The sequence below is a fragment of the Acidovorax sp. 59 genome, from assembly GCF_002754175.1.
In the GTDB taxonomy this organism is placed as follows: Bacteria; Pseudomonadota; Gammaproteobacteria; order Burkholderiales; family Burkholderiaceae_C; genus Acidovorax; species Acidovorax delafieldii.
Genome location: NZ_PEET01000001.1, coordinates 4,522,288 through 4,547,790, shown reverse-complemented (window position 1 = coordinate 4,547,790; position 25,503 = coordinate 4,522,288). Strand labels below are relative to the sequence as shown.

At 67.2% G+C, this 25,503-nt stretch carries 23 protein-coding genes; 13 read left to right on the top strand and 10 right to left on the bottom strand.

The window, feature by feature from the left end; all coding sequences use genetic code 11:
• The first annotated feature begins 19 nt into the window (after positions 1-19).
• Entirely contained in the window at positions 20-1,288 is a 1,269-nt protein-coding gene (locus CLU87_RS20835; RefSeq protein ID WP_099731663.1) for a PHB depolymerase family esterase, read from the top strand.
• 17 nt (positions 1,289-1,305) lie between these two features.
• On the opposite strand, the gene CLU87_RS20830 is transcribed toward CLU87_RS20835, so the two are convergent.
• Complete coding sequence (locus CLU87_RS20830; RefSeq protein WP_099731662.1) at positions 1,306-2,715, bottom strand: serine hydrolase; 1,410 nt, start codon at positions 2,713-2,715, stop codon at positions 1,306-1,308.
• Between the two features lie 146 nt (positions 2,716-2,861).
• Here CLU87_RS20830 and CLU87_RS20825 point away from each other — a divergent pair, with 146 nt between their 5' ends.
• Entirely contained in the window at positions 2,862-3,473 is a 612-nt protein-coding gene (locus tag CLU87_RS20825; RefSeq protein WP_099731661.1) for a PolC-type DNA polymerase III, read from the top strand.
• A 98-nt stretch (positions 3,474-3,571) separates the two neighbouring features.
• On the opposite strand, the gene CLU87_RS20820 is transcribed toward CLU87_RS20825, so the two are convergent.
• On the bottom strand, positions 3,572-3,865 hold the full coding sequence (locus CLU87_RS20820; RefSeq protein ID WP_099732289.1) for a TfoX/Sxy family protein: 294 nt from the start codon (positions 3,863-3,865) through the stop codon (positions 3,572-3,574).
• A 162-nt stretch (positions 3,866-4,027) separates the two neighbouring features.
• Here CLU87_RS20820 and CLU87_RS20815 point away from each other — a divergent pair, with 162 nt between their 5' ends.
• The 3 genes from CLU87_RS20815 to CLU87_RS20805 all read left to right on the top strand — a co-directional run bounded on the left by CLU87_RS20815 (position 4,028) and on the right by CLU87_RS20805 (position 5,445).
• The gene (locus CLU87_RS20815; RefSeq protein ID WP_099732288.1) at positions 4,028-4,609 is read left to right on the top strand and encodes an NnrU family protein; all 582 of its coding nucleotides are present in this window, start codon (positions 4,028-4,030) and stop codon (positions 4,607-4,609) included.
• Positions 4,610-4,687: 78 nt separating this feature from the next.
• Complete coding sequence (locus CLU87_RS20810) at positions 4,688-4,951, top strand: DUF3297 family protein (RefSeq protein ID WP_015011863.1); 264 nt, start codon at positions 4,688-4,690, stop codon at positions 4,949-4,951.
• The gene (locus CLU87_RS20805; protein WP_099731660.1) at positions 4,948-5,445 is read left to right on the top strand and encodes a ribonuclease HI family protein; all 498 of its coding nucleotides are present in this window, start codon (positions 4,948-4,950) and stop codon (positions 5,443-5,445) included. Before CLU87_RS20810 ends, CLU87_RS20805 begins: the two co-directional genes overlap by 4 nt.
• A gap of 22 nt (positions 5,446-5,467) precedes the next feature.
• Here the strand turns inward: CLU87_RS20805 and CLU87_RS20800 are convergent, their stop codons facing one another.
• From CLU87_RS20800 to CLU87_RS20780, 5 genes are all read right to left on the bottom strand, one after another.
• The gene (locus CLU87_RS20800) at positions 5,468-5,995 is read right to left on the bottom strand and encodes a GFA family protein (protein ID WP_056056887.1); all 528 of its coding nucleotides are present in this window, start codon (positions 5,993-5,995) and stop codon (positions 5,468-5,470) included.
• Between the two features lie 48 nt (positions 5,996-6,043).
• Entirely contained in the window at positions 6,044-7,336 is a 1,293-nt protein-coding gene (locus CLU87_RS20795) for an RNA polymerase sigma factor (protein WP_199170857.1), read from the bottom strand.
• A 46-nt stretch (positions 7,337-7,382) separates the two neighbouring features.
• On the bottom strand, positions 7,383-7,790 hold the full coding sequence (locus CLU87_RS20790) for a VOC family protein (RefSeq protein ID WP_099731659.1): 408 nt from the start codon (positions 7,788-7,790) through the stop codon (positions 7,383-7,385).
• 75 nt (positions 7,791-7,865) lie between these two features.
• A complete protein-coding gene (locus CLU87_RS20785; RefSeq protein WP_099732286.1) occupies positions 7,866-8,402 on the bottom strand; it encodes an SRPBCC family protein in 537 nt (178 codons plus the stop codon).
• A 26-nt stretch (positions 8,403-8,428) separates the two neighbouring features.
• The gene (locus CLU87_RS20780) at positions 8,429-8,845 is read right to left on the bottom strand and encodes a YciI family protein (RefSeq protein WP_099731658.1); all 417 of its coding nucleotides are present in this window, start codon (positions 8,843-8,845) and stop codon (positions 8,429-8,431) included.
• A 409-nt stretch (positions 8,846-9,254) separates the two neighbouring features.
• Between CLU87_RS20780 and CLU87_RS20775 the strand changes: the two genes are divergently transcribed.
• From CLU87_RS20775 to CLU87_RS20765, 3 genes are read left to right on the top strand one after another with little or no spacing between them, the layout of a single operon-like run.
• Positions 9,255-11,207: a TonB-dependent siderophore receptor gene (locus tag CLU87_RS20775; protein ID WP_233193833.1), complete on the top strand. Its 1,953-nt coding sequence runs from the start codon at positions 9,255-9,257 to the stop codon at positions 11,205-11,207.
• 3 nt (positions 11,208-11,210) lie between these two features.
• Complete coding sequence (locus CLU87_RS20770) at positions 11,211-11,759, top strand: YfiR family protein (protein WP_099731657.1); 549 nt, start codon at positions 11,211-11,213, stop codon at positions 11,757-11,759.
• Entirely contained in the window at positions 11,756-13,669 is a 1,914-nt protein-coding gene (locus CLU87_RS20765; RefSeq protein ID WP_056056898.1) for a bifunctional diguanylate cyclase/phosphodiesterase, read from the top strand. Before CLU87_RS20770 ends, CLU87_RS20765 begins: the two co-directional genes overlap by 4 nt.
• A 1-nt stretch (position 13,670) precedes the next feature.
• Here CLU87_RS20765 and CLU87_RS20760 read toward each other — a convergent pair whose 3' ends face one another.
• Positions 13,671-14,036, bottom strand: coding sequence for a YciI family protein (locus CLU87_RS20760; protein WP_056056900.1), 366 nt, complete (start codon positions 14,034-14,036; stop codon positions 13,671-13,673).
• A gap of 441 nt (positions 14,037-14,477) precedes the next feature.
• Here CLU87_RS20760 and leuA point away from each other — a divergent pair, with 441 nt between their 5' ends.
• The 4 genes from leuA (at position 14,478) to CLU87_RS20740 (ending at position 18,564) form a co-directional block, all read left to right on the top strand.
• Entirely contained in the window at positions 14,478-16,178 is a 1,701-nt protein-coding gene (gene leuA / locus CLU87_RS20755; RefSeq protein WP_099731656.1) for a 2-isopropylmalate synthase, read from the top strand.
• A gap of 11 nt (positions 16,179-16,189) precedes the next feature.
• Positions 16,190-16,693 (top strand): GNAT family N-acetyltransferase, encoded by a 504-nt coding sequence (locus CLU87_RS20750; protein WP_099731655.1) that lies wholly within the window; start codon positions 16,190-16,192, stop codon positions 16,691-16,693.
• Positions 16,694-16,815: 122 nt separating this feature from the next.
• On the top strand, positions 16,816-17,322 hold the full coding sequence (locus CLU87_RS20745) for a C40 family peptidase (protein ID WP_056742526.1): 507 nt from the start codon (positions 16,816-16,818) through the stop codon (positions 17,320-17,322).
• 141 nt (positions 17,323-17,463) lie between these two features.
• Positions 17,464-18,564, top strand: coding sequence for a 3-deoxy-7-phosphoheptulonate synthase (locus CLU87_RS20740; RefSeq protein ID WP_099731654.1), 1,101 nt, complete (start codon positions 17,464-17,466; stop codon positions 18,562-18,564).
• Between the two features lie 53 nt (positions 18,565-18,617).
• On the opposite strand, the gene CLU87_RS20735 is transcribed toward CLU87_RS20740, so the two are convergent.
• Together CLU87_RS20735 and CLU87_RS20730 are read right to left on the bottom strand one after the other, a co-directional pair.
• Entirely contained in the window at positions 18,618-19,019 is a 402-nt protein-coding gene (locus CLU87_RS20735) for a PaaI family thioesterase (protein ID WP_233193885.1), read from the bottom strand.
• A gap of 131 nt (positions 19,020-19,150) precedes the next feature.
• Positions 19,151-19,606: a MerR family DNA-binding transcriptional regulator gene (locus tag CLU87_RS20730; protein WP_099731652.1), complete on the bottom strand. Its 456-nt coding sequence runs from the start codon at positions 19,604-19,606 to the stop codon at positions 19,151-19,153.
• A 309-nt stretch (positions 19,607-19,915) separates the two neighbouring features.
• Here CLU87_RS20730 and CLU87_RS20725 point away from each other — a divergent pair, with 309 nt between their 5' ends.
• Positions 19,916-24,808: an EAL domain-containing protein gene (locus tag CLU87_RS20725; protein ID WP_099731651.1), complete on the top strand. Its 4,893-nt coding sequence runs from the start codon at positions 19,916-19,918 to the stop codon at positions 24,806-24,808.
• Positions 24,809-25,503: the final 695 nt, after the last annotated feature.

Below are 25,503 nucleotides of genomic sequence, written 5' to 3'. Positions count from 1 at the left end.
CCACCACCAAGGAGTCCCCATGGACTGGAACCTGAACCTCAAGCGCCTGATGGGCGAAGCCACCCAGCTGGTGCGCAGCGGCCAACTGGCCGACGCCACGCGGGCCATCCAGCAAACCCTGGGCGAGGCCGTGGCACGCCATGGCCCCCCTCCCGCACCCGCCAGCACAAACGCCCCCCCGCTGCACGCGCCCGAGCCCGAACCCACGGCAGGGAACGCCCCCCGCTGGCGCAGTGCCCACACCGCGCAAGAGGTGGAAGACGCCGTGGTCATCGACCGCAGCACCCACGCTCCGCCTGCAGAGGCACAGCCCTCGACCACACCACGCCCCGCCGCCAGCCACCACCCGCTGGCGGAGCCCCCTGGGGGCTTCACCCGCGTGGCCTTCACCCACCCGGGCGCTCGGCACAACCCGCACCACTACCACCTGTACGTGCCCCCGGGCGCCACGGCAGGCACCCCCATGCCCCTGGTGCTGATGCTGCACGGCTGCACGCAGAACCCGGTGGACTTTGCGACTGGCACGGGCATGAACGACGCAGCAGCGCCCGCCAACGCCCTGGTGCTGTACCCCGAGCAACCCCACAGCGCCAACCCCAACGGCTGCTGGAACTGGTTTCGCCCCGGCGACCAGCATCGGGGCAGCGGCGAGCCCGCGCTGATCGTGGCCATGCTGCGGGATGTGATGGCGCGCCACCCGGTGGATGCGCAACGCGTCTACGTGGCGGGCCTGTCCGCCGGCGGCGCCATGGCAGCACTGCTGGGCCGCGAATACCCCGACCTGTTTGCGGCCGTGGGCGTGCACTCCGGCCTACAGGCGGGTGCCGCGCACAACGTGATGGGCGCACTGTCGGCGATGAAGAACGGGGCCAAACCCGGTGCGGCGACCCACCATGCCGCTGACGCCCCAGCACTGCCACTCCCACCGGTGATCGTGTTCCACGGCGACGCCGACACCACCGTACATGCACACAACGGTGAGCAGCTCATCGAGGCAACGCTGTCAGCACTGGCCACGACCCCAGGTGACGGCCAGACGACGGTGGAGACCGTGCACCAGGGCCAGTCCCGTGGTGGCCAGAGCTACACCCGCAAGGTGTACACCGTGGCGGGTGGCGCCCCGTCGGCCAGCGCACTGACTGGCACGGTGGTGGCAGAACACTGGGTGCTGCACGGCGCAGGGCACGCGTGGGCTGGTGGGCACGCGGGCGGCAGCCACACCGACCCTGCCGGGGTCGATGCCACGGCGGAGATGCTGCGGTTCTTTTTAGCGCACCCCAAGGGCTGAGGCCCGGGCTGCCGGGATCAGCGCGGAGTGCGGCGCGCCTTGCGATAGCGACGGGTGGCCTCGGCCACCATGGCGTCCTTGGGCAACAGCTGGGTGCCGCCCACCCACAGCTCGGTGGCGGTGCCGCTGGCATCGCGCACGCGGCGCACCGGCTGGCCGGGGCTGGCATAGGCCGAGGCTTTCTGGACCACGCCGGTGTCGCGCCCGGTGATGGCCAGCTCCGTGGTGGCGGCGTTGAACGGCACGAACATGGCGGGCACCACCTGGCACACCACCTTGCCCATGGGCACTAGGTCGCTGGCGCCCCACAGGCTCCACCAGCGCCCCGCCCAGGCGGCTTCCTTTTTGCCCGGCGCACCATGCTGCTGGAACGCAAACAGGATGCTGGCAATGCCTTCCACCCACTCGGTGGACAGGCCGTCCTGCGCGTTGGTGAGCACCGTCACCGTCAGATCCAGCGCGGGGTAGCGCGCGGTGCGTGACAGGAACCCTTGCAGGCTGCCGGTGTGGCCCATCCATTCACGCGGGCCCGGCGCGCTGAGCATGGTGCCCAGGCCGTAGTGGGACTCGAACAGGTTGCAGGGGTCGCGCCAGCGGCGCTGCGCCATCTCGCGGCGGCTGGCGGGCGACAGGATGCTGCGCTGGCTGTCTGGCGCCAGCTGCGAAAAGAAGCGGGCCACATCCGACGCGGTGGACACAAACCCGGCCGCCGGGGCCATGGCGTCGCACCGGTTGTCGCCCGGCACGATGAGGCGCTGGCCGAACGGAAACTCGCTGCTGTGGCCCACGGCCATCGGGGCGCCCCGGGCCAGGCGCGGCATGTCGGGCGCGGTTTCCTGCAGGCCCGCAGCATCGATCACGTGGCGCACCATCCAGCTGGCGTACTCCGTGCCGGTGACCTGCTCCATCATCAGCCCCAGCAAGCCGTAACCGTGGTTCGAGTACTTCAGCTGCACCCCCGTCTCCAGCGGCGGCTTGTGGCGCAGATCCGCCAGCAGCTCGGCGCGGGAGAGATACGGCCGCCGGTCGAGGAACTGGCCGGCATCGGGCCCGTCGCGCGTCACGCCCGCGCTGTGCGAGAGCAGCTCGCCAATGCGCGCCCGGGCCAGGTCCTTGTGCAGGCCATCGACATAGCGGCCAATGGGGTCGTCCAGCCCGACCTTTCCCTGCTCGCGCAGCAGCATGACGCCCGCTGCCGTAAAGCTCTTGGAGTGCGACGCGATGCGCAGGCGGTGCCGGGGCGTGAGGGGTTGGTGGGTGCGCATGTCGGCCACGCCCAGGGCCAGCTCGGCCACGGTCTCGCCGCCGCGTGCAATGGCCACGGAACACCCGGGCTGGCGGTAGCGCTCCAGTTGCAGGCCCAGCCACGGCGGCAGGTAGTCCAGGGCGGCATGGAGCCAGGCGGGTTGGGTGGTGTGGTTCTTCATGGGTTGCTCGGCTCCATGCATCCAGAAAGGGGGTGGGGCAGTGTAGGCCACACTCCTGGATAGGCAGTTGGACACACAGGCCCGCAGGACGCACAGGATGGCGGGCAGGTGCGGCGGCACAATCCTTCCTTTTCGCACGCAAGCCCATGCCCCCCATCGCCGTCATCGACTTTGAAACCACCGGCGTCTCGCCCGGCCAGGGCGCGCGCGCGACCGAGGTGGCCATCGTGCTGCTGGAAGGCGGCCAGGTGGTGGACCGGTTCCAGAGCCTGATGAAAACCGGGGTGTGGATTCCGTCCTTCATCACCCAGCTCACCGGCATCACCAACGCGATGGTGAACGCCGCGCCCGACGCGGCGCAGGTGATGCAGGATGCCGCGCGCTTTGTGGGCGATGCGCCCATGGTGGCGCACAACGCATCGTTCGACAGCAAGTTCTGGCAGGCCGAACTGGCACTGGCCGGGATGCCCGCGCCGCAGCCGTTTGCGTGCACGGTGCTGCTGTCGCGGCGCCTGTACCCCGAGGCGCCCAGCCACAAGCTGGGCACGCTGGTGGACTACCACGGCCTGCCGCGCACAGGCCAGGCCCACCGGGCGCTGGCCGATGCCGAGATGGCCGCTGCGCTGCTGGCCCGCATGCAGCACGACCTGCGCACCCGCTGGCGGGTGGCCGAGCCCAGCTACGCCTTGCTGCAAACGCTGCAGCGCTGCGCCAAGCCCAAGGTGGGGGCGCTGCTGGCGCAGCATGCGGGGATCTGACCCCACCTGCGTGCAGGCAATGCGGCAGCAAAACGACTACCAAATTGATAGCTACCAGCGCTTGATTCACTAGCGCTTGGGGCAGTTTTCGCTCAAAATCAGGGCCGGCGACCGCTCTCCAGATCGTCCAGCTGCATCAGCAGCGCGGTGCGCTCCTGCTGGGCCACACTTTTCCAGTCCCGGCCGCTCAGCGCGCCCTCCAGCGCCCACAGCAGGTTGAGGCTGGGTTGCTGCCCCGCCTGACGCACAGCCACAAAAGCGGGCACGGAGCCCAGTGCACGCAACGCTGCGGGTGTGTGGATGCCCGTCGCGTGCAGCATGCGTTCGGACGCCGGACCCAGGTTGGGCAGGGCGCGTAGCTCAGAGGCGTCGGGCAGCGGGCGGACAGACATGGGCGGCATGATGGCGGCGCGCAGCCAGCACGGCAAGCCCCCACACGACGAGGGCACAGGCACGCACTGCCGATAATCCGCCCAAGCAAGACCGAGGGGCCACGCCGCCAGATGGCGACGCGCCAGCCCCTGTTGATTCACGACGACATGAAAGGCTTGGCCATGGGGTATCTGGTACTGGGACTGGTGTTGTTTCTGGGCGTGCACTCGGTGCGCATCGTGGCCGATGGCTGGCGCACGCAGACGCGGGCGCGCCTGGGCGAGATGCCGTGGAAAGGGCTGTATTCGCTGGTGTCGGCCGTGGGCCTGGCATTCATCGTCTGGGGCTACGGCCTGGCGCGGCAGCAGCCGGTGGTGCTGTGGGTGCCGCCCATCGGCATGCGGCACGCCGCAGCCCTGCTGACGCTGATCGCCTTTGTGCTGCTGGCCGCCACCTATGTGCCGCGCAATGCCCTCAAGGCCCGGCTGCACCACCCCATGGTGCTGGGCGTGAAGGTGTGGGCGCTGGCGCATTTGCTGTCCAACGGCAACCTGGCCGACGTGCTGCTGTTTGGCAGCTTCTTGCTGTGGGCGGTGCTGAGCTTTCGCGCCGCGCGCCTGCGCGACCGGGCGCAGGGCACCGTGTACGCGGCAGGCAGCGCTGCAGGCACGGCGGCGGCTGTGGTGGTGGGTGCAGTGGCCTGGGCGGGCTTTGCGTTCTGGGGCCATGCGTGGCTGATCGGCGTGGCGCCGCTGGGGCGATGATCGAACGCTGGGAAGGCCAGCACCCCAAATGCCGGAGAATCCGCGCTTTGCGTTTTCTCCTTTCTCGCTGAGACCTCTATGACCGAAGCCACCACCCCCAACACCCCCGCCCTGCCGCCCCTGCCCGACCACCTGTCGGTCAACCCCCGCAGCCCGCACCATGTGGCCGCCGTGTTCGAGCACGACATCGGCATCCGCCTGAACGGCAAGGAGCGTTTTGATGTGGAGGAATACTGCATCAGCGAAGGCTGGGTGAAGGTTCCCGCCGGCAAGACGGTGGACCGCAAGGGCCAGCCGCTGCTCATCAAGATCAAGGGCACGGTCGAAGCTTTTTACAAGTGACCGCTGCACGGGCGGCCGCGCCGCTCGCCCCTGGTGCCTGGGTGATCCACTGCGACGGCAGTGCCTGGCCCAACCCGGGGCGCATGGGCCTGGGGGCCGTGCTGACGGGCCCCGACGGGACCGTGCGGCACCAGATCTCCGAAGCCACCACCTTCACCGGCTGCAACAACGAGGCCGAGTTGCGCGCGCTGATGTTGGCGCTGCAGTGGCTCGCGCAGCAGGGCATTGCCACATCAACCCAAGTGCACGTGTTCAGCGATAACAGCGTGCTGGTGGAGCAGCTGGGCGGCCATCCCACGGCGCCGATCGCGCGGCTGGCAACGCTGTTTGAAGAAGCACGCCAGGCACTGCGGCAGTTCCCACAAGCCCAGGTCCAGTGGATTCCCCGCCACCGCAATGGCGCGGCCGATACGCTGGCCCGCGCTGCCCTGGGGCTGGCACCCAATGCCGCCACGCCGCAAGGCCAGACCATCAAAAAGCGCCGCCGGCGCTGAGCCCCCCGCCGGGCACAGGCCATCAGGCCGGGTCGAGCCCTGCAGCCGCACGGTAGGCCTGGATGCGCGGCAGCACCGCCTGGCGACGGGCGATGCTTTGCGCAGGCCACAACCCCTCGCGTTCGTAATATTCCGCCACGGCGGGTATCCCCGGCGGCAACACCACCCAGGGCTGTTTGGAGGCCGTGAAGATATGGATGTCGGGCGGCAGGTGGTCAGGCGCATCCAGCGTGCCCACGCGCACAAACGCCATCACGGGACCCGCGCCTGCGTAGTGACTCCAGACCGCCACCTGGCAATGCGGGCAACGCGCGATCTGCTGGCCCAGGCCACTTTCTGACGGGGTGTGCACCATCGCCGGGGTGCCTGCGAGCAGTTCCACACGGTCGGCCTCGATCATCGCGTTCAGCGCAAAAGCAGCGCCACTTTCGCGCTGGCACCAGCGGCAGTGGCAGCAGTGCACAAACAGTGGGGGAGCCAACAGGCGGTAGCGCACATGGCGGCAAGTGCAGCCGCCTTCCAGCGGGTATTCAGGGGCAGGGTGGGGCATGAGGGTGGTGTCCTTGCAGCGGGGTGAGGGTGGGCACAACACCGGCCGTCAGCCGCAGGCGCGGGCCAGCAGCAGCGCCTTTTCCTGCGCGTTGCGGGTGAGGCTGGCTGCGCGCTCGAACTCGGCTCGCGCTTCATCTCCCCGGCCCAGCTTGGCCAACAGGTCGCCGCGCACGCTGGGCAGCCAGTGGTAATGGCGCAGCAGGGGGTCGCTGGCCAGTGCATCGACCAGCGCCAGCGCGGCCTCCGGCCCCTCGGCCATGCCCACGGCCACGGCGCGGTTCAGTGCCACCACGGGCGAGGGCGCCACCTGCAGCAGTGCGTCGTACAGCGCCACGATGTGGGGCCAGTCCGTGTCTTGCGCCTGCCGGGCGCGTGCGTGGCAGGCCGCGATGGCGCCCTGCAATGCATACGGCCCCCAGGGCTTGCCGGTGCGCGCGAGCTGCTCGGCTTTGTCCAGGGCGGCCAGGCCCCGGCGCACCAGGAGGTGGTCCCAGCGCGCGCGGTCCTGGTCCATGAGCAGCACGGGCTGGCCTTGTGCATCAGTGCGTGCGGGCAGGCGCGAGGCCTGGATTTCGAGCAGGGCTACCAGGCCTTGCACCTCGGGCTCGTCGGGCGCCAGGCTGGCCAGCACCCGCACCAGGCGTTGGGCCTCGCCACACAGCGCGGGGCGCATCCAGTCGTCGCCCGCTGTGGCGGCATAACCTTCGTTGAAGATGAGGTAGATCACCTCCAGCACCGAGGCCAGGCGCGACGCGCGCTCGGCCGCGCCGGGCACTTCAAACGGCACCTGCGCGGCCGTGAGGCTGCGCTTGGCACGCACGATGCGCTGGGCCACGGTGGGCTCGGGCACCAGGAAGGCGCGCGCGATCTCGGCCGTGGTGAGGCCGCCCAGCAGCCGCAGCGTGAGCGCCACCCGCGCCTCGGTGGGCAGCACGGGGTGGCAGGCGGTGAAGATCAGGCGCAGCAGGTTGTCGCCAATGTCGTCCTGCTCGGCGTGCATCAGGGTGTCCACCACATCGGGCGCGTACTGCGCCTCGAGCGCTTCGAGGTCATGGCCTAGGGCCTCGTGCTCGCGCTGGTGCAGCGCCTGCTGGCGCAGGTGGTCGATGGCGCGGCGCTTGGCGGTCGTCATGAGCCACGCGGCCGGGTTGGCGGGCAGGCCGTCTTGGGGCCAATGCTCCAGCGCGGCCACCAGGGCGTCCTGCGCCAGCTCCTCGGCCCGGCCCACGTCGCGCGTCATGCGCGCCACGCTGGCAATGATGCGCGCGGCCTCGATGCGCCACACCGAGTCGATGCTGCGGTGCAGGGCATCGCGGTCGGGCAGGGCAGAGGGTTTCACGCGATCAAAAGGTGTGAATGAATCCGGCGCATTCATTCACAGGTTCTCAGCCCAGCGCCTTGCTGGCATCCACCATGTGCACAAACTCCCAGGTGTGGCCGTCCAAGTCGTCAAAGCTGCGCGAGTACATGAAGCCCAGGTCTTGCGCCGGGCGCGGTGTGGTGCCGCCTGCAGCCACGGCCCTGTCCACCAGCGCATCGACCTCTTCGCGACTGCTGCACGAGAAGCACACCAGCACCTCCGACGTGGTGCGTGCGTCGGCAATCGTTTTGTCGGTGAAGGTTTGATAGAAGCTCTTGACCAGCAGCATCACGAAGAGGTTCTCGCCCACCACCAGGCAGGCGCCTTGGTCGTTGGTGAACTGGGGGTTGAACTCGTAGCCCAGCGCGCGGAAAAACGCCTGCGAGCGGGCCATGTTCTCGATGGGCAGGTTCACAAAAATCTGTTGATGCATGACGGACTCCTGAAGGGTGAGGACGGTAATGGGAAACGGAGGGTTTGGCAAAGGCCGAGGGGCGGCGGACGGCATTCACGTTGCGGGCTTTTGCGCCACGGACTGCAGGTTGGCCAGGCCATCCTCGAAGTCCTGCCCCACCATGCGGTCCATGTTGAACACCAGGTGGGCGATCTTGGCCAGGTAGGGCACGGGGCCCTGCATGGCCCAGGTGACGCGGGTGGCCTCTGCGCCTTCGGGCTGCAGGGTGAATTCCACCTGGTTGTGCGCTTCAAAGGGCTTCACAAAGTCGAGCTTCATGCCCACGCGGCGGGGCGCGGTGGCCTCGACGATCTCCATGCTGCCCACGCCCACCTTGTCGCTCTGCCAGGCGTAGCGAGCGCCGGGGCCGCTGGTGGCGGCGCTGTACTGGCCCTGGATGGCCGGGTCTTTGCGTTCATACGGGTTCCAGGTGTTGAACTGGCGCAGGTCGTGGATGAGCCCGTACACCCGCTCGGGCGGTGCCGCAATCACGCGGCTGCGCTCCACGCGGAAGGTGTCGGGGCGGGTGGCGGCAAACGCCAGCAGCAGCGCCAGGGCCGCCAGCAGCACGAGGGCGATGGTCTTGATCATGGGGATGTTGTCCTTCACGCTGGGCATCAGCCGCGCAGGGCTTCGAGGTCGCGGAACTGCTCGACGCCATCCACCCCGGCAAAGTCCTCCATCTCATAGAGCTGGCGCACTTCGATCTCGGCATCCAGGCCCTCGCCGCGTGGATTGGGAAAGCGGCGGGTCCATTCCAGCGCCTCGTCGCGGCTGCGCACCTGGATGAGTGTGTAGCCCGCGATCAGCTCCTTGGTCTCGGTGAACGGGCCGTCGGTGACGGTGCGAGTGCCACTGGCGTCGTAGCCCACGCGCCAGCCCTTGGAGGAGGGCTGCAGGCCACTGGCGTCCAGCAGCACGCCGGCCCGCGCGAGTTCTTCGTGGTAGCGGGCCATCGCGGTCATCAGGGCTGCGGTCGGCTGGCAGCCCTGCTCGGATTCGGCGGTGGCCTGGATGATGATCATGAAGCGCATGGGGTTCTCCTCAAGGCAATAAAAAATGCGGAAGCGCCGACGGTCCTTGCCAGGTGCTTCACAGTGACGACGAATGGGAGCGCCCGAAATCGACATCTGGCTGCGCAAGCCCGGGCGGAACCAGGGTTAACACCTATCCTGGCCGGTTAGCGCGCGGGGCGGGTGAGGGGCCGCCATAGGGAGACTACTGAGCGCCCGCACTGGGTTTTGCAACCCCTGGTCGATACAATTTGTAAAGATTGATTCATCGATCCTGAGACTTCGCCCCGCATCCTCCCGCCCGCCCGCCAGCGAGGTCCCCACGGGGGGACAACCGCCAGCCACACGCAGTGCCTTTGCCATGAAACGAGGATCGACCTATCGACAGCGGCCACACCGCCCATGGGTGGTATTGGGGCTGTGCGCTGGCATGGCGGCAGCCCACGCGCAGTCCGACATCGCCGCCATGGCCGACCTGCCGCTGGAGCAGCTCATGCAGATGCAGGTCACCACGGCCAGCCGGTATGCTCAGACGGCCCTGGAGGCCCCGGCGGCCGTGAGCGTGGTAACCGCCGATGACATCCAGCTGTTTGGCTACCGCACGCTGGCCGATGTGCTGGCCAGCATGCGCGGGCTGTATGTGTCCTACGACCGCAGCTACCACTATCTGGGCACACGGGGTTTTGCCACGCCGGGCGACTACAACACGCGGGTGCTGCTGCTGGTCAACGGCGTGCGCTTCAACGACAACCTCTACGACCAGGCGAGCATCGGCACGGACTTTCCCATCGACCTGGACCTGGTGGAACGGGTGGAATTTGTGCCTGGCCCCGGGTCGGCGGTGTATGGGGCCAATGCGTTTTTTGGCGTGGTCAATGTCATCACCCGCGACGGTCGCCAGCTGGGCGGGCTCCAGGTGAGCACCGAGGCCGGCAGCCATGGCTACGCCAAGCTGCGGTTTTCGGTAGGCGCCGTCGATGCGCAGGGAGGCGACTGGCTGATCGCGGCTACGCGCTCCACCGCACGCGGGGCCGACCAGTACTACCCCGCGTTCGATGCGCCCGCCAGCCACCAGGGCGTGGCGCACGGCCTGGACTATGACCGCAGCACCCAGCTGTTCGCCCGCATGCGACGCGATGGGCTGACGCTGACCCTGGCCCACGGCGAGCGCACCAAGGGCATCCCGACCGCAGCGTTCTCGCAGGTTTTCAACGACCCGCGCTCGCGGTACATCGACACCAGCACGCGCGTGGCCGCCGAATACACCGCGCAATGGCAGCCGACGCTGGCCTTCACTGCGCGCCTGCACGCCGGGCGCTACCAGTACGTGGGCGACTACGTGTACGACTACCCACCCGTGACGGTGAACCGCGACGTCGGCACCGGCCAGTGGTGGGGCACCGAATGGCAATGGGTGAGCACGGCCTTGGCGCGGCACAAGCTGTCGTGGGGGCTGGACTACCGGCGCGACACCCGCATCGCTCAGCGCAATAACGACCTGGACCCGCCCGCACAGTACCTTGACACACGCCGCAACGGCAATGTGCTGGGCGTCTATGTGCAGGATGAGTTTGCACTGCGCTCCGACCTCACGCTGCACACCGGCTTGCGGTGGGGGCAGCAGTCGGGCAGCGCGGGCGCCTTGCACCCCCGCCTGGGGCTGGTGTACTGGTGGGACGCTGCCACCGCTGTCAAGCTGCTGCACGGCACGGCCTACCGTCCGGCCAATGCCTATGAACGCGACTACCGCGTGAACCTGCCTGGCGGCGTGGTGGACACCACCAGCATCCGGTCCGAGCGTGTGCGCACCACCGAACTGGCCGTGGAGCACGCCCCGACCGGGGCCACGCGCCTGCTGCTGACGGCGTTCCGGTCGGGGGTGAGCGACCTGATCTCGCTGGACAGCCTGGGCCACTCGGACCGGCTCACCTTCAACAACACCCGCACCGTCAAAGTGCACGGCCTGGAGGCCGAGGCCGAACAACGCTGGGCGGGCGGGCGGCGCCTGCGCGTGGCCTATGGGTGGCAAAAGGCGCGGGACCCGTCAACGGACGGAGCGCTGACCAACTCGCCCCGGCACCTGCTCAAGCTCCAGTGGTCCGACGTGCTGCACACGCCTGCGAACTGGGGCTGGAACCCGGGCCGCTACGCCATCGAGGCCATCGGCATCGGCCCGCGCAACACCGTGCTCAACGCCCGCCTGCCCGGGCATGTGCTGACCCATCTGACCTATTCCACGCGCATCGCGGATGTGGATGTATCGCTGGGGGTGTACAACCTGTTCAACCGCCGCTACGCGGACCCCGCTTCGTTCGAGGTGCGGGAAGATGCGATCCGGCAGGACGGGCGTACCTACCGCATCAAGCTGACGTACGCTTTCTGAGCCATGGCCTATTTCCTGCGATTGCGCACGCTGCTGGCGATCTGCCTGTGGACGGTGTGTGGCGCGGGCACCAGTGCAGCCCGTGCCAACGAGCCGGTGGCTGACCTGGACCTCAAGGCCGCCTACATCTTCAACTTCATCCAGTTCATCGACTGGCCCGACAGCGATGGCGCGCCCGGCAATGAGGTCACGGTGTGCGTGTCTGCCTTCAGCCCGCTCAAGCGCGCCCTGACTGCGCTCGATGGCAAACCGGCCACCAAGGGCCGCACCGTGCGCGTGCGGTTGCTGGATCTGCCGGCGATTCGTGGCTGCCGCGTGCTCATCATCCATAACGCCGAAGTGGAGCCTGTTCTGCGGCTGCTGCGTACCCTGCCGCCGTCCCACGGCATCCTCACCGTGTCGGATGAAATCACCTTTGTGAATCCAGACATCGTCATCGCCCTGGCCCAGCAGGAAGGGCGCGTGGTGTTCGGCATCAGCCCCGACGCCGCCAGCAAGGCCGGCCTCATCATCAGCTCACGGCTGCTGCGGCTGGCCAAGGGAGGCCGGTGAAAACACGCCCCGCTGAAGCCGACACCGCAGCGCCCGCAAGTCCGGCGACACATGCCCTGCTGTCATCGCGCCTGGTGGTCACCGGCATCCTGGCCGCAGGTCTGGCGCTGCTGACCGTGGTGCTGGCGCTCACCGGCGTGGACTACTGGAGCACCCGCGCGTCCATGCTGCAAGACAGCCGGGTGGAAGCCGCCATCGTGGCCGACAACATCTCTGCGGCCGTGGTGTTCCGCGACACCAGCACCGCCAACGAAATGCTGGGCGCGCTGCGGTCGTCGTCCATGGTGATCAGCGCCACGGTGTACGACAAGGATGGCGTGCTGTTCGCGCATTACGCGCGCGACCGCGACCCGGACTTTCCCACCACGCTGCGTGCGACGGGACTGGACGGCGCCGCAGAGCGCGCAGGCTGGCGCATGCTTGAGATCGCCCGGCCCATCGAGGCGTCTGGCACCAGCTGGGGCACGCTGTACATCCGCAAGTCGATGGCAGCGGTGTACATGCGGCTGGGCATCCGGTTTGGCACCGCCTTGTTGATCGCCATTTGCGTGATGGCCATGGCCACCGCCATGGTGCTGCGCAGCCGCGCTGCTGTGCGCGAGGCCGAGAACCGCTTGCACGCGCTGGCCCACACCGACGCCGTCACCGGCACGGGCAACCGGCACGCGTTCAACGAGCGGCTGGCCGCCGAGCTGCAGGGCGCACGCGGTGCGGGCTACCGGGTGGCGCTGGTGTACATCGACCTGGACAACTTCAAGACACTCAACGACACCTTCGGCCATGCGGCGGGGGACGGCCTGTTGCGCCAGGTGGCCCGGCGCCTGCAATCCGTGGTGCGCAGCACCGACACCATCTCGCGCCTGGGGGGCGACGAGTTTGCGTTGATCCTGCGGCTGGACATGGATGACGCGGCGCTGGAGAAATACGCGCAGCGCATCGTCAGCGTCTTCCAGGCCGCTTACACCGAGGTCGGCCAGCAGGTCAACGTGACCTGCAGCGCAGGCATTGCCACGTTTCCCGACGATGCGATGGACATGGACGCGCTGGTGAGCAACGCCGACACCGCCATGTACCGCGCCAAGGAGATGGGCAAGAACCGCTGCGTGCGGTTTGATGCGTCGATGAACCTGGCCGTGGTGCGGCGCCAGGCCATTGAGCAGGCGCTGCGTGCCGAGCTGGAGCAGGGCACCGGTTTGGCGCTGCACTACCAGCCCCTGTTTGCCGCCAGCGACCGGGCCCTGGTCGGCGCCGAGGCCTTGCTGCGGTGGACGCATGCGGAGCTGGGTTCCGTGTCGCCGCTCGAAGCCGTGTCGGTGGCCGAGGACTGCGGACTCATTGCCCCGCTGGGCTACTGGGTGATGCGTACCGCCTGCCGCGACGCCGCACAGTGGAAAGGGGGCCCGCCACTGCGCGTGGCCGTGAACATCTCGGCGCGGCAGCTGGGTGACCCACAGTTTCTGGAACGCGTGATGGACATCCTGCGCGAAGAGGGCCTGCCCGCGCACCTGCTGGAAATCGAGCTGACCGAAACCGTGCTGATGGAAAACATGGAGGCCGGCGCCCACACGCTGCACCGGTTGAGCCAGCTGGGCATTCACCTGGCCATCGATGACTTTGGCACCGGCTACTCGTCACTGGCATATCTGCGCCAGTTGCCCATGCGGCGCCTGAAGATCGACCGCAGCTTTGTCAAAGACCTGCCGGGGCAGGAGCACAGCCGTGCCATCGTCACCGCCATTGTGGCGCTGGCGCATGGCCTGGGGCTGCAGGTGACCGCCGAGGGCGTGGAAACCCAGGAGCAGGCCGACTACCTGGTGCGGCAAGGCTGTGATGTGCTGCAGGGCTATGTGTTTGCACGCCCCATGCCCGCGCCGCAGTTCCTGGCGCTGCAGGCAGGCGCTTCGGCTTGATTCAATCCACCGCGCCGTGGTAGCAGGGCGCCAGTTCGCGCACCTCCACGGTGGCCCACTCGGCGGCCGGGCATTCGCGGGCAATGGCAACGGCCTCGTCGCGCGTGGCGCAGTCGATCAGAAAGAAGCCGCCCACCATTTCCTTGGTCTCGGCAAACGGCCCGTCGGTCAGACGGGTCTGCCCTTCGCGCACCTGCAGCCGCACGGCCTGCTCGGTCGAGGCCAGCGACTCGCTGGCGCGCAACAGGCCCCGGGCCTGCAGACCGGCACCAAAACGCTGCATGCGGGCATAGGCCTCCTGGCCACCGGCCAGGCCCCGCTCAGCACGCTGGCCGTGGGGTTCCATGATGAGCAACAGGTAAGGCATGGGGTCTCCTGAATCGGGGCCAATCGTGCCAGCCGCCATGGGAAGTGGCAGAGCTGGAGACATTCAAGAGCGTCATGCTACCAGCCTCATTTGCTAGATATTTGATAGCTAATTAGGCATGTACAACTAGCGCCATAGGCAGATTTCATGCAAATGGTTGCGCACCGCAGCATCGCTGTGCTATCTTTGGTTCCTTATGCAACGCAGCATGCTCCTATCCACCCTATTGCTAGGCCTAGTGCCTGGCCGGGGTCTGCCTGCGTTCGCCACCGTTGCCGTTTTGCGCAACACCTGATCTCCCCCTGACCCCGGCCCGCGAACCAGCCTTTGCACACGCAAAGGGCTGCAGGGGATGTCATTCGTTTTGATTTCTTTCGATTCCGATTGACCCGTGCACCGTGCCTGATTGGCACACCGCACACACCGTTCGTGGAGCCCCTCATGATTGCCAAGCCCGCCACCAAATACCAACCCATCGCCCCCATTGCGCTCGCCGACCGCCAATGGCCCAACCGCAGCATCACCCAGGCGCCCGTGTGGCTCTCCACCGACCTGCGCGATGGCAACCAGGCCTTGTTCGAGCCGATGAACGGCGAACGCAAGATGAAGCTCTTTCACGAGCTGGTGCGCATCGGCTTCAAGGAGATCGAAGTCGGCTTTCCCGCCGCGTCGCAAATCGATTTCGACTTTGTGCGCCGCCTCATCGACGAAAACCTCATCCCCGACGACGTGACCATCATGGTGATGACCCAGTCGCGCGAGGACCTGATCGCACGCACCGTGGAGGCCGTGAAAGGCGCACCCCGCGCCATCGTCCACTTGTACAACGCCACCGCGCCCGCGTGGCGCCGCATCGTTTTTGGCATGAACGTGACGCAGGTGATGCAGCTCATCGCGCACCATGTGGGCTACCTCAAGCAGCTCACCGACGCCCAGCCCGAAACGCAGTGGACCCTGCAGTACTCGCCCGAGACCTTCAGCGCCACCGAACTCAGCGTGTCCCTCAAGGCCTGCCAGACGGCGGTTGCCGCATGGAATGCGGGTCCTGGCCGCCCCATCATCATCAACCTGCCCACCACGGTGGAAAACGCCACGCCCAACGTGTTTGCCGACCAGATCGAGTGGATGGATCGCCACTTGTCGCCACGCGAGCACATCGTCTTGTCGGTGCACCCGCACAACGACCGGGGCACGGGCGTGGCGGCGGCCGAGTTGGCCATGATGGCCGGTGCCGATCGTGTGGAAGGCTGCCTTTTTGGCAACGGTGAGCGCTGCGGCAACGTGGACATCGTGACCTTGGCGCTCAACATGTACACGCAGGGCGTGCACCCGAACCTCGACTTCTCGGACATCACCTCGGTCGCGCGCATTGCCGAAGAATGCACCTCGCTGCCCGTGCATCCACGCCACCCGTATGCGGGCGACCTGGTGTTCACCGCGTTCTCGGGCTCGCACCAGGACGCGATCAAGAAGGGCTTTGCTGCGCAAGACCCGAACGCCTTGTGGGAAGTGCCCTACCTGCCCATCGACCCGGCGGACCTCGGCCGCACCTACGACAGCGTGATCCGCGTGAACAGCCAGTCGGGCAAGGGCGGCATCGCCTTCTTGCTGGAACGTGAACATGGCGTGGTGATGCCGCGCCGCATGCAGGTGGAGTTCAGCGCCGTGGTGCAGCGCCAGACCGACGCGAGCGAGGGCGAGATGACCGGCGATGCGCTGTGGAGCCTGTTCCAGGCCACTTACCTGCAGGCACCCGTACACGCCACAGTACAGGCCGCCATCACCTGCCACAGCCACCGCATCGATGAAGACGGTCAGGGCATCGAGCTGGACGTGACCATCGACGGCACGCGCCAGACCCTGCGCGGCCAGGGCAACGGGCCGATTGCCGCTACGGTGGACGCGCTCGGCCTGCCACTGCGGGTGGACCACTACGAGGAACGCGCCACCGGCACGGGCGCCAACGCGCAGGCGATGGCGATTGTGGAAGCAGCCATGGACGGCGTGGCAGGTTCCACCTTTGGGGCAGGCGCCAGCCACAACATCGTGACTGCCTCGGTGCAAGCGATTGTGAGCGTGGCCAACCGGTTGATGGCGCGACGGCCTGCGTTGCATCCAGAAGCAACTTCCCTGGCCGTGTGACCGAAACCCGCATGGAAATTCTTACCGCATCGACCCGGGACGCGGCCGCCATCAGCGCGCTTGCGTTGTCGGTGGCGCACTTCTTCACGCTGGACAAAAACGGGCGAGGTGCGGAGGTGTTTTTACAGACCCTGCAGCCGGAGGCGGTGGCGCTACGGCTGCAGAGTCCATCGTTCAAGACCTGGGTGGGGTGGACATGCGATAAAACCTTGGCGGGCGTCGTGGTGGTGCGGGAGGACAGCCACCTGTTCCATCTGTTTGTGGCCGAGGCTTTCCAGGGACTTGGCTACGGGCAGCAACTGTGGCAACACGCCCTGTCCCATATCGCTACCGGCCCTGCACCGGGCATCACAGTCAACGCGACACCCCATGCCCGGGGCTTCTATGAGCGCATGGGGTTTTTGGCAACGGGTCCCAGGGTGGAGACCCGCGGGGTTGCATTCATTCCGATGCGGCGCGCCAGCGATGCATCCAGCATGGCGTACAAACAGGCCGCAGGGAATACCCCGTTCTGACGGGGATCGACAGGGGGGTTTCTCAGGCAATGCCAACGGCCTGCGCAAGGCTTGGCGCTCAAAGACCTTGGGGAGCCTGGGTAAAGTGCAGGGAGCCGCGTAAGTCCAGTAACCTCGGGCCCATGCGCGCCTTTCACAGCCTGAGCCTTGCCGCCTGCACCGCCGCCCTGCTGGTGCTGGCCGGTTGCAGTACATCGCGGCCTCCGTCCCCCTCGTCGCCACCGCAGGCTTCCACACGCACGGCGCCGCCGCTCACGCCGGAGCAGGCACACGACATTGCCATCCACGCGCTGGGCCTGGTGGGCACGCCGTATCGCTACGGCGGCAACACCCCGGACTCGGGCTTTGATTGCAGCGGCCTGATCGGCTACGTGTACCGCAACCAGGTGGGTACACCACCGCCGCGCACGGTGGCCCAGCTCAACACCTGGGGCTATCCCATCGACGGCAGCGAACTGCGTGCAGGCGACCTGGTGGTGTTTGGCACGGGCCGCCAGCCCAGCCACGCGGGCATCTATGTGGGCGAAGGGCGGTTCGTGCATGCACCGTCCACCGGCGGCACGGTGCGGCTGGACCACCTGCAGTCGCGCCACTGGGCTCGGCAGAATGCGGCGTTCCGCAGGCCGTAGAGGCTCCCCCTGAGGCGCTGCGCGCCTTCCCACTCGCTGCGGGGCGGCCCTTGCTCTGCGTCTCTCGCGGGGGCCGCGCCGGTATCCAGCAACGAGCCTCGATTCGGCCTGTGATCGGGCTCCGCGACAATCGGGGCCACCATGACCCACGCACACCGCTCCGCCACCCCCATCTCCACCCACGACACCACCCGCATTGATGACACGCGCATCAAGGCCGTGCGCCCGCTGATCACACCGGCGCTGCTGCAGGAATGGCTGCCCACGCCCGATGCGGCGCAGACCCTGGTCGAATCCAGCCGCGCCGCCATTTCGCGCATCCTGCACGGACAGGACGGCCGGCTCATCGTGGTGGTGGGGCCTTGCTCCATCCACGACCATGGCCAGGCCATGGACTATGCGCGCCAGCTGAAAGCACAGGCCGATGCACTGCAGGACGACCTGCTCATCGTGATGCGGGTGTACTTTGAAAAGCCGCGCACCACCGTGGGCTGGAAGGGTTACATCAACGACCCGCACCTCGATGGCAGCTTTGCCATCAACGTAGGGCTGGAGCTGGCGCGCCAGCTGCTGCTGGACGTGCTGGCGCTGGGGCTGCCGGTGGGCACCGAGTTCCTGGACCTGCTCTCACCGCAGTTCATCAGTGACCTGGTGAGCTGGGGCGCGATTGGCGCGCGCACGACCGAGAGCCAGAGTCACCGGCAGCTGGCCAGCGGCCTGTCGTGCCCCGTGGGTTTCAAGAACGGCACCGATGGTGGCGTGAAGGTGGCGAGCGACGCGATCCTGGCGGCCAGTGCCGCGCACGCCTTCATGGGCATGACCAAGATGGGCCAGGCCGCGATCTTTGAAACGCGCGGCAACCAGGACTGCCACGTGATCCTGCGCGGCGGCAAGCAGCCCAACTACAGCGCCGCCGATGTGGATGCGACCTGCGCCGTGCTCAAGGCCGCCGGCCTGCGCGAGCAGGTGATGATTGACGTGAGCCACGCCAACAGCAGCAAGCAGCACCAGCGCCAGATCACGGTGGCGGCAGAAGTGGCGCAGCAGATTGCCGCGGGCGACACACGCATCACCGGCCTGATGATCGAGAGCCACCTGCAGGAAGGCCGCCAGGACATCGTTCCCGGCCAGCCGCTGGCGCATGGCGTGTCGGTGACGGATGCCTGCATCAGCATGGCGCAAACCGTGCCGGTCCTTGAAGGACTGGCAGCAGCAGTGCGGGCGCGGCGCCAGAAGGCCTGACGCATCCGACGCACCTTGTGCTCGGCTGGCACGCCTGGCGTCAGGCTGCGCTATCAGCCCTGGGGCGGCCTCGCGGCCCCCATGTCGATGTTGCGCGCCGTGGCCAGCAGCGTAGCGCACAGCCGCTCCTGCCCTGCGGCATCCACTGCCCACACGTCGGCGGCACAGACGGTGAGCAGGCGCCCCGCATCCACCACGCGGCCTCGCGCCCGCAGGCACTCACCCTGGGCAGGGGCCACAATTTTCAAGGTGGTGTCCACCGTGGCATTGGTCCAGCCAGGTGGTAACACGCTGCCTGCTGCCGCCACCGCCGCAAAGTCGGCCACCGCAAACACGGCCGTGGCCTGCAACTGGCCGGGGCGAAAGCTGAAGGCCTCGCTCACCGGTATCTCCACCTCCACCCGGCCGGGCTCGGCATGGACAAAGCGCAGCCCCAGCGTGCGGGCCATCGGCATGGCCAGCACCACGGCCTGCAGAGTTTCGATGGTGCTACGGGGTGCGCTGGACAAAGCATCGCGGGGCGCGGGTGTGAGTGGGGCTGTCATGGTGGGGATCTCCAGGGAGGTGTTTGGGTGCTGCGAGAGGTCTAGGGTTTGCGGGCCGACGGGGCACGCACACGCGGCCAGGGCTTGGTAGATGCAGTGGCTGCGCCCGAGGATGTTTGCCGACCCTGGGTTTTTGATCGCTGCTTCTTGAGCAACTGGCCACGCAACCAGGCCTGGTGCGCCTGCACGGTGGATTTTTGGGACTGCAGCGCAGCGATCTGCTGGTTGATCGCGTCCACACGCGCCTGCAAGGCCTGCACCATGTCGTCAATGCCGAGGGTGCCAGCGCGGTATTCATCCAGGCGAAGGGCAATCTGCGGCAGGCTGAAGCCCAGCTGGCGGGACATGGCGATGAACACCACCTCGCGCCGCATGCGGGCCGGATAGTCGCGGTAGCCGTTGGCCCGGCGATCGGGGTGGATGAGCCCCAGCCGCTCGTAGTGGCGCAGCGCGTGGACGGACACCGAGGCCTGTTGCGCGAGTTCGGAAATCTGCATGGGGCCACGTTAGCAAGCCTCGTGCTGCGCGAAGGTTGCCTGGGTGACTGCCCGAGGTCAAAACACTGTGTTTTTTGGGACAAACCCCCATGGGCGGACGTCGCCAGCGAGGACTGTGCGGTGTAGCATTCACACTCTTTGCCACAGTGCTTGTGGCGCTGTGAACCTGAGCGCGCGGTGCGGCCGCATTGCACGCTCCCTCTACTGCCCGATTGCCTTGCCGACGCTACTCCGCCCCGCCACCCATGGCTTGGTCGCACTGACCAGGCTGGGCAGCTGCGTGCGCAGCGGCGCCACGGTGGACTGACCATGCCACCAGCGCAAGCCACCGCAGAGGCCGCCCGGCTCCAGGCACTGCAGTCTTACGCAATCCTCGACACCCCGGCGGAAGACAGCTTTGACCAGCTGGCCACGCTGGCTGCGCGTGTATGCCAGTGCCCCATGGCGGTGGTCAACTTCGTGGACAGCGACCGGCAGTGGTTCAAGGCCGCAGTGGGTGTACCGTTCAAGGAGACCGAGCGCGCAATTGCGTTCTGCGCGCATGCACTGAGCGGCAGCCGTGAGCCCATGGTGGTCAACGACACGCACAAGCACCCGGTTTTTTCCCACAACCCGCTGGTCACGCAGGACCCCCATGTGCGCTTTTACGCCTGTGTGCCGCTGGTCACCCCCGAGGGGCAGGCGCTGGGCACGCTGGCGGTGCTGGACTCCATCCCCCGGCACATCGAGGCTGAGCAGCTGGAGGGCCTGCGCATACTGGCCGAGCAGGCCATGGTGCAGCTGGAGCTGCGCCGCCAAAAGCAGGTGCTGGCCGACCTGGTGCAGCAGCGCGACAAGATGCATGCCGAACTGCTGGCCCAGAGCGAGACCCTGCGCGTGGCCGGGCAGATGGCCCGCATTGGCGGGTGGATCGTGGAGCTGCCCAGCCTGCAGCTGAACTGGTCGCAGGAGATCGCCGCCGCCTTCGGCATTGCGGGACGCATGGGCTCGGTGGAACAGATTATGGAGCTGTACCTGCCCCCGCACCGGCAGGCCATGTTGGCAGCGTTTGAGAGCTGCATCCGCCAAGGCACACCGTTTGACCTGGAGGCCGAACTTGTCACACTGGCGGGTCGGCACTTCTGGGTGCGCACCACCGGGCAGGCGGTGCGCGACGCCGAGGGCCGCATCGTGCGGATACAGGGGGCGTTTCAGGACATCTCGGCCCAGCACCAGGCCCGGCAGGCCCGCCGTGAGAGCGAAGAGCGCTTTCATCTGGTCTCGCGCGCCACGGCCGACGCGGTGTGGGACTGGAACCTGCACACCGATGCCATGTGGTGGAACGAAGGCATGCAGACCCTGTTCGGTGTGCCACTCGACCAGTTGCCGCCCGACAGCACCTCGTGGACCTTGCGGCTGCACCCCGATGACAGCGAAGAAGTGCTCGAAGGCATCCATGCAGCCATCGACGGCACGGCCAACCACTGGTCGGATGAGTACCGCTTTCGCCGCCAAGACGGCAGCTACGCCTGGGTGCTGGACCGGGGCTTCCTGATCCGCGACCTGCAGGGCAAGGCCGTGCGCATGGTGGGCGGCATGACCGACATCAGCGCGCAAAAGCTGGCCGACCTGGACGCCCAGCGCGACGCACAGAACCATGCCGAGCTGCTGCAGGTGCAGCAGCGCATCTCGTCGCTGGACATGCCGCTGCCTGAGGTGCTGCAGCTGGTGGCCAGCACCGTGTTGCGCCAGACCGAAGCGCGTGGCGCCATGGTGGAGCTGCTGCAAGGCCGCCAGCTGGTGGCACAAGCATCGGCCGGTGACCACGTGCGCCCGGTGGGCAACCTGCTGGCGGTGGACCAGAGCCTGCTCTGGCCAGCACTCAGCAAGGGCCAGACCGTGGTCTGCAACGACACCGAAGCCGAGGGCTGGGACATGGCGTCGATGCCCCACCGCCACGGCGTGCGGTCGGTGATGGCCGTGCCGCTGCGCAGTGGCGACGCCATCGTCGGCTCGCTCAAGGTCACATCGGACAAGGTCAATGCGTTTTCACGCCGCGATGTGGCGCACCTGGAGATCCTGACAGAGTCGCTGGGTGCCATGGTGCAGTTGCGGCATGTGGCGGGGCAACTGCATGCGTCCGAGCAGCAATACCGCATGCTGTTTGACGAGCACCCGCACCCCATGTGGGTGTACGACCGCGAAACCCTGCAGCTGCAGGCAGTGAACCGGTCGATGGAACGCCACTATGGCTACACCGAGTCCGAGCTGCTGTCCATGTCGATGCTGGACCTGTGGCCCGCCGACCGGCGCCCCAATGTCGAGGCCAACATCCGCGCCGTTCCGATGGAACAGCGCAACGCGCCGGTCATCAGCCGCCACATCAAGAAAGACGGCAGCTTCATGGATGTGGAGATCACGGCGGGCAGCATCAGCTTCAACGGGCGCCCGGCCCGCCAGGTGCTGGCCACCGACGTGACCGAACGCCTGCGCACCGAGCGCGAGCTGGCGCGCATGGGCCGTGCCCAGCGCCTGCTGAGCGCATGCAACGAAACCCTGGTGCGCGCCACGTCCGAGGCCGCACTGCTGCAGGCCATCTGCCAGATTGCGGTGGACATCGGTGGCTACCGCATGGGCTGGGTGGGGTTTGCGCTGGACGACGAGCGCAAATCCATCCGCCCGGTGGCCCATGCGGGCTACAACCAGAACTATCTGGAAAACCTGCAACTGAGCTGGTCGGCCGACGACCCCTACGGCCGGGGCCCGGCGGGCATTGCGGTGCGCACCGGCCAGCCGGTGATCGTGCAGGACATCCGCACCGAGGGCGACTTTGCCGACTGGACCGAGCGCATGCTGGAGCATGGCTTTCACGGGGTGATCTGCCTGCCGCTGCGCGAGCATGCGCGCGACCACGCGCAGGACCGCAGTTTTGGCCTGTTGTACCTGTACGCACCCGACGTGTTGCAGATCAGCCCCGAAGAAGCCGCGCTGCTGCAGGAGCTGTCCAACGACCTGGCCATCGGCATCACCAGCCTGCGCGCGCACAAGGCGCAGCAGCGGCTGCAGGCTTCGGTGCTCAAGGTGGCGGCGGCCGTGTCGGCCAGCACCGGCACCGAATTTTTTGTGCAGCTGGTGCGCAACATGGCCGATGCGCTGGATGCCCAGGGCGGCTGCGTGGTGCGGCTGCTGCCGCATTCGCAAGACCAGGCGCCCCGGGTGGTCACGCTGGCGGCTGTGCTTGACGGCCAGATGCTACCCAACGACGAATACAGCCTGACCGGCACGCCCAGCCTGTTGCTGATGTCGCAGCGTACCCATGTGGTGACCGACAAGGTGCAACAGCTGTACCCCGAAGCCCCCGTGCTGCGCGCGGTGGGTGCCCAGGCCTATGTGGGCCAGCAGCTGTGCAATGCCGACGGCGAGGTGGTGGGCATCGTCTTTGTGCTGTTCCGCCACGCGATTGCCGACACGGACTTCATCACCTCCACGCTGCAGATCTTTGCCTCGCGTGCGTCGGCCGAGATCGAGCGGCAGCTGGCCGATATCCGCATCCGCCACCAGGCCTCGCTGCTGGACAAGGCCCAGGACGCCATCCTGGTGCGGGACCTGGACCACCGCATCATCTTCTGGAACAAGAGCGCAGAGCGCCTGTACGGCTGGTCGCAGCTGCAGGCGCTGGGGCAGTCCATCGAGACGCTGCTCTACGAAGACCCCACGCACTTCCGGCACGCCACGCAGACAGTGCTGGAGCAGGGCGAGTGGACCGGCGAGATCGTGCAGTGCCACCGTGATGGCAGCACCATCGAGGTGGAAGGCCGCTGGACGCTGGTGCGTGGCGATGACGGCCAGCCACAGTCCATCCTGGCCATCAACACCGATATCCGCCAGCGCAAGGCCAGCGAGCGCGAGATCCAGCGCCTGGCGTTCTACGATGCGCTCACCGGCCTGCCCAATCGCATGCTGCTCATGGACCGCATGCACCAGGCCCTGGCCACCGCGCAGCGGCGCCAGCAGGGCGGGGCGCTGCTGTTCATCGACCTCGACAACTTCAAGACCCTGAACGACACCCTGGGCCACGACCAGGGCGACCTGCTGCTGCAACAGGTGGCGCAGCGCCTGAACACCTGTGTGCGCAGCGTGGACACGGTGGCCCGGCTGGGGGGTGACGAATTTGTGGTCATGCTGGAAGAACTCAGCCCCAAGCCGCACGAGCTCGCGCTGCACGCCCGGGGCGTGGGTGAAAAGATCCTGGCCATGCTGGCCGTGCCCTATGCGCTGCAGGGCTACCAGTACCGCAGCACGCCCAGCATCGGCATTGCACCGTTCACCGGCGAGCACACCACAGTGGGCGAGCTGCTCAAGCAGGCCGACCTGGCCATGTACCAGGCCAAGACGGCTGGCCGCAACACCTTGCGCTTTTTTGACCCCGACATGCAGGCTGTGGTCACGGCGCGCGCGGGGCTGGAAACCGACCTGCGCTCCGCGCTGATGCAGGAAGAGTTCCTGCTGCACTTTCAGCCGCAAATCCACCAGTCGGGCCGCTGTGTGGGGGTGGAGGCGCTGGTGCGCTGGGCCCACCCGCAGCGCGGCATGGTGTCGCCCGCGCAGTTCATCCCGCTCGCTGAAGAGACGGGCCTCATCCTGCCGCTGGGCCGCTGGGTGTTACACACCGCATGCAAGCTGCTGGCCAGCTGGCAGAGCGACCCGGCCCTGTCGCACCTGACCATGGCCGTCAACGTGAGTTCGCGCCAGTTCCGCCATGCCAGTTTTGTGGACGACGTGGCCCGCGTACTCGCCATCACCGGCGCGCCCTCGGCCCAGCTCAAGCTGGAGCTGACCGAAAGCCTGCTGGTGGAAGACATGGAGACCACCATCGCCACCATGACCGCGCTGCGGTCGTACGGGGTGGGCTTCTCGCTGGACGACTTTGGCACGGGCTACTCCAGCCTGAGCTACTTGAAGCGCATGCCACTCGATCAGCTCAAGATCGACCAGAGCTTTGTGCGCGACCTGCTGACTGACCCCAACGACGCTGCGATCGTGGACACCATCATCGGCTTGTCGCGCAGCCTGGGGCTGGAAGTGATCGCCGAAGGCGTGGAAACCCCCGAGCAATGCGCGCTGCTGGCCCGCGCGGGCTGCCAGCTCTACCAGGGCTACCTGTTCAGCAAGGCGCTGTCGGTGGACGTTCTGGACAGCTTCCTGCGCACCTCGCAGGCATAAGCGGCGCCCGCCAGGTGTTCCTGGCTCTTGTCCACATCCAAGGCGCCCTTAATTCCTAACTCCCTCCTGAGGGCCCCAGAAGCTCCGTGAGGAACCTGTGGGTACGTTTCGGCCCCCTGGGCCTGCTTTTGCGCCTAAGGCCCTCCACGGCCTTCTGGACGTCTCCAGATCCCCTCGTTCATCCCGGTTGGGGCGGGTACACCCGGTATGTCGGTGCCCCTCCATTCACCCCCGCCGTGTGCGTGGCCCCAGTTGTTCTCTGTCTTCTTCTTATTTCTTTTATAAATACATAGTCGTAGTAGTAGAGGGCGGCCTGGCGTGTGGACAACTGTATTTTTGCCAGCGCTGGCAAGCACTTAGCCCGCTGCCAACCCTGTGCACCCAGCCCTGCTCCCGTTGTCGCCCGAGCGGGGACAAAAGCGGCGCATCGCACTTTTCTGTGGATAAGCCCCCGGTTGTGCCAAAACTATCCCCAGTTTTACGCACCGGGCGCGTGGGCAGCAAGAAGTTCAATCAAAACGACCCGTAGCGCTACGGCCGTATGCCTTTTTTGCTCTCTAATTGATAGCATTGAGGCAGATGTGACGCTCCGCTTCCGGTGCTGCAGGGGCTTGGGGGGCGCCAGTGAGGCGGTCAGAACCTGCCCAGACGATGGTCGATGTAGCGCACAGGACCTTGGCACAGCACATCCCTCG